At 56.3% G+C, this 12,436-nt stretch carries 14 protein-coding genes, 7 tRNA genes, 1 other RNA gene and 1 pseudogene; 20 read left to right on the top strand and 3 right to left on the bottom strand.

Going from position 1 to position 12,436, the window contains the following annotated elements; all coding sequences use genetic code 11:
- The first annotated feature begins 4 nt into the window (after window positions 1-4).
- From cydB to GT756_RS04665, 18 genes are all read left to right on the top strand, one after another.
- Complete coding sequence (cydB, locus tag GT756_RS04750) at window positions 5-1,144, top strand: cytochrome d ubiquinol oxidase subunit II (protein WP_004885993.1); 1,140 nt, start codon at window positions 5-7, stop codon at window positions 1,142-1,144.
- Between the two features lie 15 nt (window positions 1,145-1,159).
- The gene (gene cydX / locus GT756_RS04745) at window positions 1,160-1,276 is read left to right on the top strand and encodes a cytochrome bd-I oxidase subunit CydX (RefSeq protein WP_002895051.1); all 117 of its coding nucleotides are present in this window, start codon (window positions 1,160-1,162) and stop codon (window positions 1,274-1,276) included.
- Complete coding sequence (gene ybgE / locus GT756_RS04740) at window positions 1,276-1,566, top strand: cyd operon protein YbgE (RefSeq protein ID WP_002895053.1); 291 nt, start codon at window positions 1,276-1,278, stop codon at window positions 1,564-1,566. The genes cydX and ybgE overlap by 1 nt, the downstream gene beginning before the upstream one ends.
- Window positions 1,567-1,715: 149 nt before the next feature.
- A complete protein-coding gene (gene ybgC, locus GT756_RS04735) occupies window positions 1,716-2,120 on the top strand; it encodes a tol-pal system-associated acyl-CoA thioesterase (RefSeq protein WP_002895056.1) in 405 nt (134 codons plus the stop codon).
- Window positions 2,117-2,809, top strand: a complete 693-nt coding sequence (gene tolQ, locus GT756_RS04730) for a Tol-Pal system protein TolQ (RefSeq protein WP_004152221.1) — start codon at window positions 2,117-2,119, stop codon at window positions 2,807-2,809. The genes ybgC and tolQ overlap by 4 nt, the downstream gene beginning before the upstream one ends.
- A 3-nt stretch (window positions 2,810-2,812) precedes the next feature.
- Window positions 2,813-3,241, top strand: coding sequence for a colicin uptake protein TolR (gene tolR, locus GT756_RS04725; RefSeq protein ID WP_002895061.1), 429 nt, complete (start codon window positions 2,813-2,815; stop codon window positions 3,239-3,241).
- Between the two features lie 99 nt (window positions 3,242-3,340).
- Complete coding sequence (gene tolA, locus GT756_RS04720) at window positions 3,341-4,681, top strand: cell envelope integrity protein TolA (protein WP_048294394.1); 1,341 nt, start codon at window positions 3,341-3,343, stop codon at window positions 4,679-4,681.
- A gap of 132 nt (window positions 4,682-4,813) precedes the next feature.
- On the top strand, window positions 4,814-6,106 hold the full coding sequence (tolB, locus tag GT756_RS04715) for a Tol-Pal system beta propeller repeat protein TolB (RefSeq protein ID WP_004885999.1): 1,293 nt from the start codon (window positions 4,814-4,816) through the stop codon (window positions 6,104-6,106).
- A gap of 34 nt (window positions 6,107-6,140) precedes the next feature.
- Window positions 6,141-6,665 carry a peptidoglycan-associated lipoprotein Pal gene (pal, locus tag GT756_RS04710; RefSeq protein ID WP_002895068.1) on the top strand — a complete coding sequence of 175 codons (525 nt, stop codon included), beginning with the start codon at window positions 6,141-6,143 and terminating at the stop codon, window positions 6,663-6,665.
- 9 nt (window positions 6,666-6,674) lie between these two features.
- Window positions 6,675-7,469, top strand: coding sequence for a cell division protein CpoB (cpoB, locus tag GT756_RS04705; protein WP_048294395.1), 795 nt, complete (start codon window positions 6,675-6,677; stop codon window positions 7,467-7,469).
- Window positions 7,470-7,630: 161 nt separating this feature from the next.
- Window positions 7,631-7,706: transfer RNA gene (locus tag GT756_RS04700), tRNA-Lys, on the top strand.
- Window positions 7,707-7,831: 125 nt separating this feature from the next.
- Window positions 7,832-7,907: transfer RNA gene (locus GT756_RS04695), tRNA-Val, on the top strand.
- 2 nt (window positions 7,908-7,909) lie between these two features.
- Window positions 7,910-7,985 (top strand) — tRNA-Lys (locus GT756_RS04690).
- A gap of 52 nt (window positions 7,986-8,037) precedes the next feature.
- A tRNA-Val gene (locus tag GT756_RS04685) sits at window positions 8,038-8,113 on the top strand.
- A gap of 3 nt (window positions 8,114-8,116) precedes the next feature.
- Window positions 8,117-8,192, top strand: a tRNA-Lys gene (locus tag GT756_RS04680).
- A gap of 147 nt (window positions 8,193-8,339) precedes the next feature.
- A tRNA-Lys gene (locus GT756_RS04675) sits at window positions 8,340-8,415 on the top strand.
- Between the two features lie 134 nt (window positions 8,416-8,549).
- Window positions 8,550-8,625: transfer RNA gene (locus tag GT756_RS04670), tRNA-Lys, on the top strand.
- 36 nt (window positions 8,626-8,661) lie between these two features.
- Window positions 8,662-8,783: non-coding RNA, RtT sRNA (locus GT756_RS04665), on the top strand.
- A gap of 59 nt (window positions 8,784-8,842) precedes the next feature.
- Here GT756_RS04665 and GT756_RS26120 read toward each other — a convergent pair.
- A pseudogene (locus GT756_RS26120) lies at window positions 8,843-9,005 on the bottom strand (hypothetical protein).
- Between the two features lie 69 nt (window positions 9,006-9,074).
- Between GT756_RS26120 and nadA the strand changes: the two are divergent.
- Window positions 9,075-10,118: a quinolinate synthase NadA gene (gene nadA / locus GT756_RS04660; RefSeq protein ID WP_023319994.1), complete on the top strand. Its 1,044-nt coding sequence runs from the start codon at window positions 9,075-9,077 to the stop codon at window positions 10,116-10,118.
- Between the two features lie 35 nt (window positions 10,119-10,153).
- On the top strand, window positions 10,154-10,873 hold the full coding sequence (gene pnuC / locus GT756_RS04655; protein ID WP_004151689.1) for a nicotinamide riboside transporter PnuC: 720 nt from the start codon (window positions 10,154-10,156) through the stop codon (window positions 10,871-10,873).
- Here pnuC and zitB read toward each other — a convergent pair.
- On the bottom strand, window positions 10,870-11,814 hold the full coding sequence (gene zitB, locus GT756_RS04650; protein ID WP_048294396.1) for a CDF family zinc transporter ZitB: 945 nt from the start codon (window positions 11,812-11,814) through the stop codon (window positions 10,870-10,872). The two genes, pnuC and zitB, sit on opposite strands and share 4 nt — an antisense overlap.
- 118 nt (window positions 11,815-11,932) lie before the next feature.
- Complete coding sequence (locus GT756_RS04645) at window positions 11,933-12,310, bottom strand: YbgS-like family protein (protein WP_017899606.1); 378 nt, start codon at window positions 12,308-12,310, stop codon at window positions 11,933-11,935.
- Window positions 12,311-12,436 lie beyond the last annotated feature (126 nt).

Below are 12,436 nucleotides of genomic sequence, written 5' to 3'. Positions count from 1 at the left end.
TCAAATGATCGATTATGAAGTATTGCGTTTTATCTGGTGGCTGCTGATTGGCATCCTGCTGATTGGCTTCGCCGTCGCCGACGGGTTCGACATGGGGGTGGGCATGCTCACCCGCTTCCTCGGCCGTAACGACACCGAGCGTCGGATTATGATCAACGCCATCGCCCCGCACTGGGACGGTAACCAGGTGTGGCTGATCACCGCCGGCGGCGCGCTGTTCGCTGCCTGGCCGATGGTCTACGCCGCGGCGTTCTCCGGTTTCTATGTGGCGATGATTCTGGTGCTGGCCTCGTTGTTCTTCCGTCCGGTCGGTTTCGACTACCGTTCCAAGATCGAGGACACCCGCTGGCGCAACATGTGGGACTGGGGCATCTTCATCGGCAGCTTCGTGCCGCCGCTGGTGATTGGCGTGGCCTTCGGCAACCTGCTGCAGGGCGTGCCGTTCCATGTCGACGAATACCTGCGTCTCTTCTATACCGGTAATTTCTTCCAGCTGCTGAACCCGTTTGGTCTGCTGGCCGGTATCGTCAGCGTGGCGATGATCCTGACCCAGGGCGCGACCTACCTGCAGATGCGTACCGTAGGCGAACTGCACCTGCGCACCCGCACCGTCTCCACGGTGGCGGCGCTGGTGACGCTGGTCTGCTTCGCGCTGGCGGGCGTGTGGGTCTACTACGGTATCGACGGCTATGTGGTGAAATCGGTGATTGACCATACCGGCCCGTCTAATCCGCTGACCAAAGAAGTGGTGCGTGAAGCTGGCGCGTGGATGGTGAACTTTAACAATATGCCAGCGCTGTGGGCGATCCCTGCCCTGGGCGTGGTGCTGCCGCTGCTGACCGTCGTTTCGACCAAAGCGGATAAAGGCGCCTGGGCATTCCTGTTCTCCTCGCTGACCCTGGCCTGCATCATTCTGACTGCCGGTATCGCGATGTTCCCGTTCATCATGCCGTCCAGCACTATGCTGAACGCCAGCCTGACGATGTGGGACGCGACCTCCAGCCAGCGGACGCTGAATCTGATGACCTACGTGGCGATTGTCTTCGTGCCGATCATTCTGGGCTACACCAGCTGGTGTTACTGGAAAATGTTTGGCCGCATCACGCGCGAAGACATCGAAAAGAACACCCACTCGCTGTACTAAGGTAAGGAGCTATATATGTGGTACTTCGCATGGATTTTGGGAACGCTTCTTGCCTGTGCCTTTGGGGTGATTACCGCGCTGGCGCTTGAGCACGTGGAAGCCACCAAAGCCGGGAAGAAAGAAGAAATCTGATGAAATTTATCGCTACTCTGTACGCGATAATGGACAAGCGCCCGCTCAGGGCGCTTTCCTTATTGATGGCGCTGCTGCTGGCAGGCTGCATCTTCTGGGATCCGTCGCGCTTTGCCGCGAAGACCAGCGAGCTGGAAATCTGGCATGGTTTCTTGCTGATGTGGGCAGTTTGCAGCGGCGTTATTCACGGCGTGGGCTTCCGCCCGCGTGCCGTTCACTGGCAGGGGATTTTTTGTCCGCTTATCGCTGATATCGTGCTCGCTTTAGGTCTCTTCTTTTTCTTCTTTTGAATAAGAGATCTCTGTTAATGCTATGGGCTTGCATAAGCCCATAAAAATTTACGCCCCGTTTACTTTCCCCCATTCCAAACCACCTTTCCCGCGCGTATAGTAGCGAAGTTTGAAAGCTCTAACCTTTTTTTGCATTACCGGGATGTAAAGTGAATACAACGCTGTTTCGATGGCCGGTTCGGGTCTACTACGAAGATACCGACGCCGGTGGTGTGGTTTACCACGCCAGTTACGTCGCTTTTTATGAAAGAGCACGCACAGAGATGCTGCGCCACCATCACTTTAGTCAACAGGTTCTGTTGGCTGAACGCGTTGCCTTCGTGGTTCGCAAAATGACGCTGGAGTATTTTGCCCCCGCCAGACTCGACGACATGCTCGAAGTCCAGACGGAAATTACCTCGATGCGCGGCACCTCTTTGGTTTTCACGCAGCGAATCGTCAACGCCGAGAATACAGTGTTAAACGAAGCTGAGGTTCTCATTGTGTGCGTTGATCCACTCTTAATGAAGCCACGTGCGCTTCCCAAGTCTATTGTCGCGGAGTTTAAGCAGTGACTGACATGAATATCCTTGATTTGTTCCTGAAGGCGAGCCTTCTGGTTAAACTTATCATGTTGATTTTGATTGGTTTTTCTATCGCTTCCTGGGCTATCATTATTCAGAGAACGCGTATCCTTAACTCGGCCGCGCGCGAAGCTGAAGCGTTCGAGGACAAATTCTGGTCCGGGATTGAACTGTCCCGTTTGTATCAGGAAAGCCAGGGGCGTCGCGATAATCTGACCGGTTCGGAGCAGATCTTCTACAGCGGCTTCAAAGAGTTTGCGCGCTTGCATCGGGCCAACAGCCATGCGCCGGAGGCGATCGTCGAAGGGGCATCGCGCGCGATGCGTATTTCGATGAACCGCGAGCTGGAAACGCTGGAGACCCATATTCCGTTCCTCGGCACCGTAGGCTCCATCAGCCCGTATATCGGTCTGTTCGGTACCGTTTGGGGGATCATGCACGCCTTTATCGCTCTTGGCGCGGTGAAGCAGGCCACCCTGCAGATGGTGGCGCCGGGTATCGCCGAAGCGCTGATCGCCACTGCGATCGGTCTGTTCGCTGCTATCCCGGCGGTCATGGCGTATAACCGCCTGAACCAGCGCGTGAACAAGCTTGAACTGAATTACGACAACTTTATGGAAGAGTTCACCGCCATTCTGCACCGTCAGGCTTTTACCACCAGCGAAAGCAATAAGGGGTAAGCCATGGCCAGAGCACGTGGACGCGGACGTCGCGAACTGAAGTCCGAGATCAACATCGTTCCGCTGCTGGATGTCCTGCTGGTGCTGTTGCTGATCTTTATGGCAACGGCGCCGATCATTACGCAGAGCGTGGAAGTCGATCTGCCGGACGCCACGGAATCGCAAGCGGTGAAAAGCAATGACGATCCGCCGGTGATTGTGGAAGTCTCCGGGGTAGGGCAGTACAGCGTGAAAGTGGGGCAGGAGACGCTGTCCCAGCTGCCGCCGGAGCAGGTGATTGCCGAAGCGAAGCGTCGTCTTGAAGCCAATGAGAAAACGGTATTCCTGATCGGCGGTGCGAAAGACGTCCCTTACGATGAAATTATTAAAGCGCTGAACCTGTTGCATAGTGCAGGGGTTAAATCGGTCGGCTTGATGACCAAACCTATTTAATCGCTTCAGGTAGGTGCGTCCGCGCGGCGTTCGGCGGCGAGTATCGCTCGCCGTCGGTGCGCATCGCGGGTACAGGCGAACAGTTTTTGGGAACCGATAGTGTCAAAGGCAACCGAACAAAACGACAAGCTTAAACGAGCGATCATCATTTCAGTCGCGCTGCACATCATACTGATCGCGCTGCTGATCTGGAGTTCGTTTGACGAGCATCTGGATGCCTCTGCCGGCGGCGGCGGGGGATCGTCGATTGATGCCGTCATGGTCGATCCGGGGGCGGTGGTAAATAATTATAACCGTCAGCAACAGCAGCAGGCCAGCGCACGTCGCGCCGCTGAACAGCGTGAAAAACAGGCGCAGCAGCAGGCGGAAGAGTTACGTGAGAAACAGGCGGCGGAACAGGAACGGCTGAAACAGCTCGAACAGGAGCGGCTGCAGGCGCAGGAAGCGGCGAAAGAAGCGAAGGAGCAGCAGAAGCAGGCTGAAGAAGCGGCTGCCAAGGCCGCCGCGGCGGCAAAAGCCAAAGCGGACGCACAGGCAAAAGAAGCGCAGGAAGCCGCTGCCAAAGCGGCCGCCGAGGCGAAAGCGAAGGCGGATGCCCAGGCGAAAGCGGCAGAACAGGCGGCGGCCAAGGCGGCTGCTGACGCGAAGAAGCAGGCCGAAGCCGCTGCAGCGAAAGCCGCTGCCGAGGCGAAGAAACAGGCGGAAGCCGAAGCGGCGAAAGCCGCGGCAGAGGCGCAGAAGAAAGCAGAAGCGGCAGCGGCGAAGAAAGCGCAACAGGAAGCGGAGAAGAAGGCCCAGCAGGAAGCGGCTAAACAGGCAGCGGCTGAAAAAGCGGCTGCAGAAAAAGCCGCCGAAAAAGCAGCTGAGAAAGCGGCCGCGCAAAAAGCGGCCGCGGAGAAGGCCGCCGCCGAGAAAGCCGCCGCAGCTGAAAAAGCAGCGGCAGCCAAAGCGGCAGCTGCTGAGAAGGCGGCGGCTGATAAAGCGGCCAAAGCGGCAGCAGCAAAAGCCGCGGCAGCGAAGAAAGCGGCTGCAGCGAAAGAAGCAGACGGCGTTGACGACCTGCTCGGCGATCTGAGCTCTGGTAAGAATGCGCCGAAAGGTAGCACCAGCGGTAGCACAGGTGGCTCTTCACCTGCTAAAGGAAGTAAACCGGGGCAGGGCGGTGCATCTCAGGCGGAGATTGCCAGCTATATTTCGCAGGTGCAGGCCGCGATTAAAGGACATCTCTATGACTGGGATACGTACAAGGGTAAAGTATGTACGTTGCGCGTAAACCTGGCTCAGGATGGAACGTTGTTGAGTGTGAAATCGGAAGGCGGCGATCCGGCTTTCTGCCAGCAAATGCTGGCGGCTACCAGTCGGATGAGCAAATTCCCTAAACCGCCGTCGCAGGCTGTTTATGAAACGTTCAAAAATGCGCCACTGGACTTCAAACCTTAAGCGCTTTTTCTCCCCGCGTTAGCGGGGGGAAAGAAAATAGGGCGGTCATGGGTTTTGGTAGTTTTGTGTATTTGAGTTTGTTAACATTCTGCTAAATTATCGTGGGCTTTCCGCCCGGATAAGGGAGATATGATGAAGCAGGCATTACGAGTAGCATTTGGTTTTTTAATGCTGTGGGCGGCGGTGCTGCACGCAGAAGTACGTATCGAGATCACCCAGGGGGTGGACTCGGCGCGCCCCATCGGGGTGGTACCGTTCCAGTGGGCCGGCCAGGGCGCTGCGCCGGAAGATGTTGGCGGTATCGTGGCAGCTGACCTGCGCAACAGCGGTAAATTCAACCCGCTGGATCGCTCGCGTCTGCCGCAGCAGCCGACCAGTCCCCAGGAAGTGCAGCCTGCAGCCTGGTCTGCGCTGGGTATTGACGCCGTGGTCGTCGGTCAGGTGACGTCAAACCCGGATGGTTCTTATCAGGTCGCGTATCAGCTGGTGGATACCGGCGGTGCGCCGGGCACAACGCTGGCGCAAGGCTCTTTCAAAGTCACTAAGCAGTACCTGCGCTATGCAGCGCACACTGCCAGCGATGCGGTATTTGAAAAGCTGACTGGTATTAAAGGCGCCTTCCGTACCCGTATCGCCTACGTGGTGCAGACCAACGGCGGTCAGTTCCCGTATGAGCTGCGTGTCTCCGATTATGATGGCTACAACCAGTTCGTGGTTCACCGCTCCTCCCAGCCGCTGATGTCCCCGGCCTGGTCTCCGGACGGTTCAAAACTGGCTTACGTAACCTTCGAAAGCGGTCGTTCTGCGCTGGTGGTGCAGACCCTGGCGAACGGCGCAGTGCGTCAGATTGCCTCCTTCCCGCAGCACAACGGCGCGCCGGCGTTCTCGCCGGATGGCTCTAAACTGGCTTTCGCGCTGTCGAAAACCGGTAGCCTGAACCTGTACGTGATGGATCTGGGCTCGGGTCAGATTCGTCAGGTGACCAACGGTCGCAGCAACAACACCGAACCAAGCTGGTTCCCGGACAGCCAGAACCTGGCCTTCACCTCTGACCAGGCCGGTCGTCCGCAGGTGTATAAAGTCAATATTAATGGCGGCACGCCGCAGCGTATCACCTGGGAAGGTTCGCAGAACCAGGACGCTGACGTGAGCGCGGATGGTAAAACGATGGTAATGGTCAGCTCGGCCGGCGGCCAGCAGCACATTGCCAAACAAGATCTGGAAGCGGGTGGTGTACAGGTTCTGTCATCAACGTTTTTAGACGAAACGCCAAGTCTGGCACCTAACGGCACTATGGTAATCTACAGCTCTTCTCAGGGGATGGGATCCGTGCTGAATCTGGTTTCTACAGATGGGCGTTTCAAAGCGCGTCTTCCGGCAACTGATGGACAGGTAAAATCACCTGCCTGGTCGCCGTATCTGTGATAATAAATAATTGATTATTAAAGGAATCAAAGAAATGCAACTGAACAAAGTGCTGAAAGGGCTGATGATCGCTCTGCCGGTTATGGCAATCGCGGCATGTTCTTCTAACAAGAACGCCAGCAACGACCAGAGCGGTGAAGGCATGCTGGGTGCCGGCACTGGTATGGACGCTAACGGTAACGGCGGCAACATGTCTTCTGAAGAGCAAGCTCGTCTGCAGATGCAGCAGCTGCAGCAGAACAACATCGTTTACTTCGATCTGGACAAGTACGATATCCGTTCTGACTTCGCTGCCATGCTGGACGCGCACGCTAACTTCCTGCGCAGCAACCCGTCCTACAAAGTGACTGTAGAAGGTCACGCGGATGAGCGCGGTACGCCGGAATACAACATCGCGCTGGGTGAGCGTCGTGCTAACGCCGTTAAGATGTATCTGCAGGGCAAAGGTGTTTCTGCCGATCAGATCTCCATCGTTTCTTACGGTAAAGAAAAACCAGCAGTACTGGGTCATGACGAAGCGGCATATGCCAAAAACCGTCGCGCCGTACTGGTTTACTAAGAGAATTGCATGAGCAGTAACTTCAGACATCATTTATTGAGTCTGTCGTTACTGGTTGGCATAGCGGCCCCCTGGGCCGCTTTTGCTCAGGCGCCAATCAGTAGTGTCGGCTCAGGCTCGGTCGAAGACCGTGTCACTCAACTTGAGCGTATTTCCAATGCTCACAGCCAGCTTTTAACCCAACTCCAGCAACAACTCTCTGATAACCAGACTGACATTGATTCTCTCCGTGGTCAGATCCAGGAGAACCAGTATCAGCTGAATCAGATCGTTGAGCGTCAAAAGCAGATTCTGCTGCAGATTGACGGGCTGACGAGCGGGGGTGGCGCAGCAGCGGCTGGCGCCCAGACGTCGTCTTCCGGCGATCAGAGCGCGGCTGCTACCAGCGCAGCGCCAGCGGGCTCTTCAGGCGCTCCGGCGATGACCGGCGATGCGAACACCGATTACAATGCGGCCATTGCCCTGGTGAAGGATGCTTCACGCCAGGATGACGCCATGGCGGCGTTCCAGAACTTCGTTAAAAAGTACCCGGATTCGACTTATCAGCCGAACGCCAACTATTGGCTCGGACAGTTGAACTACAATAAGGGGAAAAAAGACGATGCGGCGTTTTACTTCGCCTCGGTGGTGAAGAACTACCCGAAATCGCCAAAAGCGCCAGACGCCATGTTTAAGGTCGGCGTGATCATGCAGGACAAAGGTGATACCGCGAAAGCGAAAGCGGTTTACCAGCAGGTGATCAACAAATTCCCCGGCACCGACGGTGCGAAACAAGCGCAAAAACGACTTAATGCCCTTGGTTGATTACGGCATGACCAGAAATCGCGTCATTTCTGGTCTTGTCGCCTGAATCGCCAGCAGTTAAGTGATCTTTATCGAAATTTTAGTTGCGCTGAATTCTGAAATCAGTAATATATGCCGCCGTTGCCAAGGGATATCAAACAAGCCCAAAGCGATGCCAGAGTGGGTCGTTAGCTCAGTTGGTAGAGCAGTTGACTTTTAATCAATTGGTCGCAGGTTCGAATCCTGCACGACCCACCAATCGTTCTGGTGGAACGCGATAGTAAAACGTGAAGGATAACGTTGCGACAGCAACGGCCCATAGGGCGAGGCGAAGCCGAGTCATCCTGCACGACCCACCAATTAGCAGTATCCAGCGTAGTATCGGGTGATTAGCTCAGCTGGGAGAGCACCTCCCTTACAAGGAGGGGGTCGGCGGTTCGATCCCGTCATCACCCACCACCGGGTCGTTAGCTCAGTTGGTAGAGCAGTTGACTTTTAATCAATTGGTCGCAGGTTCGAATCCTGCACGACCCACCATTATAATGATGGGGTCGGTGGAGGCAGTATCAGTAGTATCCAGCGCAGTTTCGGGTGATTAGCTCAGCTGGGAGAGCACCTCCCTTACAAGGAGGGGGTCGGCGGTTCGATCCCGTCATCACCCACCACTCGGGTCGTTAGCTCAGTTGGTAGAGCAGTTGACTTTTAATCAATTGGTCGCAGGTTCGAATCCTGCACGACCCACCAATTTCAGCATTTAACTCAGATGTTGAACGTGAAGGATAACGTTGCGTCAGCAACGGCGCCCCAGGGCGAGGTGAAGCCGAGTCATCCTGCACGACCCACCAATTTTAATATTGGTGTCGAGTGAAATTATTCAGGTAGTACCAGAGCGGGTCGTTAGCTCAGTTGGTAGAGCAGTTGACTTTTAATCAATTGGTCGCAGGTTCGAATCCTGCACGACCCACCAATCTTTAATGATGGTAACTGGTAGAAAAGTGAAGGATAACGTTGCGTCAGCAACGGCGCCGAAGGGCGAGGCGAAGCCGAGTCATCCTGCACGACCCACCATCCTGAATGATTACAGTAGCAAAATCCCGCAAGGGGTCGTTAGCTCAGTTGGTAGAGCAGTTGACTTTTAATCAATTGGTCGCAGGTTCGAATCCTGCACGACCCACCAATGTAAAAAGGCGCCCTAAAGGCGCCTTTTTGCTATGCGTTGAACTCAACGATTCGAACCTGCGGCAGGTTCGGGTCTCACGTAGTGAGACAACGGAGCCGCTTGCGGCGACGGCCCGAAGGGCGAGGCGAAGCCGAGTCATCCTGCACGACCCACCAATGTAAAAAGGCGCCCTAAAGGCGCCTTTTTGCTATGCGTCATTCTCCACAATCCTACTTCAGCATGACCCCCTGCCGCCGCTTACCGTGACGCCATAAGGCACGAACCGGTAGCCCGGGAAGATGCGTAGCATCATCCCCGGGGAATAGGTGCTCATGTACAAAATTCATCACGACTTTTTGCTCGTAATCCGCTATCTTGTTTAGCATATAAAACACCATGACCGTGTTAAGGCGCAGACAGGCCATAGTGACGGTCTTAGAGTTAAGCCAGTAAAACGAGATTGCATGATGAGCGTAATGTTTGATCCTGAAACGGCGATTTATCCCTTCCCACCGAAACCGCAGCCGCTGACCGTCGACGAAAAGCAGTTTTACCGCGAGAAAATCAAGCGTCTGCTGCGCGAGCGCGATGCCGTGATGGTGGCGCATTACTACACCGATCCTGAAATTCAACAACTGGCGGAAGAGACCGGCGGCTGTATAGCCGACTCGCTGGAGATGGCGCGCTTTGGCGCCCGCCATTCGGCCTCCACGCTGCTGGTCGCCGGGGTGCGTTTTATGGGGGAAACCGCCAAAATCCTTAGCCCGGAAAAGACCATTCTGATGCCGACCCTGAACGCCGAGTGTTCGCTGGATCTGGGCTGTCCGATTGAGGAATTCAACGCCTTCTGCGACGCCCATCCCGATCGCACCGTGGTAGTCTATGCCAATACGTCCGCCGCGGTGAAGGCTCGCGCCGACTGGGTGGTGACCTCCAGCATCGCCGTGGAACTCATTGACCATCTGGATAGTCTTGGTCAAAAGATCCTCTGGGCGCCGGACCGCCATCTTGGCCGCTATGTTCAGCGTCAGACCGGCGCAGACGTGCTCTGCTGGCAGGGGGCGTGCATCGTGCACGATGAGTTTAAAACCCAGGCACTGACGCGTATGAAGGCCCTCTATCCTGAAGCTGCTGTACTGGTCCATCCCGAGTCGCCGCAGGCAATCGTCGAGATGGCCGATGCCGTAGGTTCCACCAGTCAGCTGATCGCGGCGGCGAAAAGCCTGCCCCAGCGCCAGCTGATCGTGGCGACCGATCGCGGTATCTTTTATAAAATGCAGCAGGCGGTGCCGGAGAAAACGCTGCTGGAAGCGCCCACCGCTGGTGAAGGGGCGACCTGCCGCAGCTGCGCGCATTGTCCGTGGATGGCGATGAACGGCCTGAAAGCCATTGCCGAGGGGCTCGAGCAGGGCGGCGCTGAACATGAAATCCACGTCGACGAAGCGCTGCGGACCGGCGCATTAATTCCCCTTAACCGGATGCTGGATTTTGCGGCTACACTACGGGGATAACCTATTGCCGCGTCATCTGACGCTGAGAGGATAAAATGGATTTTTTTAGCACGCAGAATATTTTAGTACATATACCCATCGGCGCCGGGGGGTACGATCTCTCCTGGATAGAGGCCGTGGGGACCATCGCCGGGCTGCTGTGTATCTGGCTGGCGAGCCTGGAGAAGATCAGCAACTATGCATTCGGTCTGGTCAACGTCACGCTGTTCGCCATCATCTTCTTTCAGATCCAGCTGTACGCCAGCCTGTTGCTGCAGCTGTTCTTCTTTGCCGCTAACGTTTACGGCTGGTATGCCTGGTCGCGGCAAAGCAGCAATCATGAGGCCGAGCTGCAGATCCGCTGGCTACCACGCAGTAAAGCCCTGGGCTGGCTGGCGGCCTGCGTGGTGGCGATCGGCTTGCTGACCCTGTTTATCAATCCGTTTTTTGCCTTCCTGACGCGAATCGCGGTCAGCCTGATGCAAGCGCTTGGTTTGCAGGTCACGATGCCGGAACTGCAGCCGGATGCCTTCCCGTTCTGGGACTCCTGTATGACGGTGCTGTCGGTAGTGGCGATGATCTTAATGACCCGCAAATACGTTGAGAACTGGCTGCTGTGGGTCATCGTCAACGTCATAAGCGTGGTGATTTTTGCCCGTCAGGGCGTCTATGCTATGTCGCTGGAATATCTCTTGCTGACGTTCATTGCGCTGAACGGCAGCCGAATGTGGATAAACAGCGCGCGTGAGCGAGGTTCTCACGCGTTTTCTGGCTAATGATGGTGGTGATGATCGTGCCCGGCGTGCATCGTGTTGAGATGGCACTCCGGGCCGCTGCAGGGCTGGTACTCCATCTGCACCGTGGCATGCTCAATTTCATATTTATGTTCCAGGAAATGCAGGATGCGGTTGAGTAACGCATCATGATCGTGCGGCGGGACCACCTGCACATGCAGCGTCATCACCGGTTTTTCCCCCACCAGCCAGACGTGAACGTGGTGAACATCGCGCACCTCCGGGATAGAGCGGCGGATATCCCGCTGTAGGGCCGCCACATCCAGCGAACGCGGTGCGCCTTCCAGCAGCTCATGCAGACTCTCCTTCAGCAGCCGCCATGCGCTACGTAGCACCAGGCAGGAAACCAGCACGGAAAGGATCGGGTCGACAGGCGTCCAGCCGGTAGTGAGGATCACCACGGCGGCCACAATCGCGCCAACCGAACCCAGCAGATCGCCGAGCACGTGTAGCGCCGCGGCGCGCACGTTAAGATTCCGCTCTTCGCTGCCACGATGCAGGATCCAGAAAGCCAGCACGTTGGCCAGCAGGCCAGCGACCGCAATCACCATCATCGTCACCCCGGCAACCGGCTGCGGATGCTGGAAGCGCTGAATGGCCTCCCAGACAATCAGCATGGTGATCACCACCAGAGCAATGGCATTGAGAAACGCCGCCAGGGTGGTCAAACGCAGCCAGCCAAAAGTATGGCGGGCGTTCGGGGGACGGCTGGCGAAGCGAACCGCCAGCAGCGCAAACAGCAGGGCGGCGGAGTCGGTGAGCATATGGCCGGCATCCGCCAGCAGGGCCAGCGAGCCGGAGATCGCGCCGCCGATGGCTTCTATCAGCATAAAACCGGCGGTGACGATGAACGCCCAAAGCAGCCGGCGAGCGTTGCCGTTATCCGGAGCCTGGGCAGGGGAGTGCGAATGCGAATGCGCCATGGTGTCGTCCCTTGATAGTTATCATTATCACGCTATGACAGCATAAACAGAGAACGATAACAAACAGAGAAAAGGCGAGCCCAGCTCGCCTTTTCTCTGTTTGCACTCACCGCATCAATTACTGGGTGGTGCCGTCGGTTTTGCTGTTGTCATGGTTCATGCTGTCGCCGTTGTCCAGTTTCTTACCGGTATCCGGACAGCGGCCGTCTTTACACATCGAGTTTTTATGTACCTCATCGCTCGACATATTGTCCTGGCTCATCGTCGAGCCGTCAGGATGAAGCATGGTGCCGCCAGAGCCAGAGTTAATTTGGCTATTATCCACGTTATTCGGCGCCACGTTTTCACGGGCATCCGGCGCCACCTGGCCGGCATCAGCGGAAGAATTGGCCTGGCCATTGTTGGACTGGGCGCCGGTGTCTGCCGCCAGGGCCGCGCCGCTGGCAAGACTTAAGGTGGCGGTGAGCAAAAGGGTCGTCAGTTTTTTCATGTTCATCGGATACTCCTGTTGGGTCGGGAAGCGGTAAAAAACGCCTCCAGCGGTAAGTGTGCCAGGGATCTGACTCGCTATGGTTTAAGACTCCGCAGACGATCGCAGTGTCACTATATAATCCTGAAACGT

Source organism: Klebsiella sp. Q2, from assembly GCF_009900705.1.
Classification (GTDB): Bacteria; Pseudomonadota; Gammaproteobacteria; order Enterobacterales; family Enterobacteriaceae; genus Klebsiella; species Klebsiella quasipneumoniae.
Note: the sequence above shows the minus strand (reverse complement) of the source record. Positions and strands in the feature narration are given on the sequence as shown.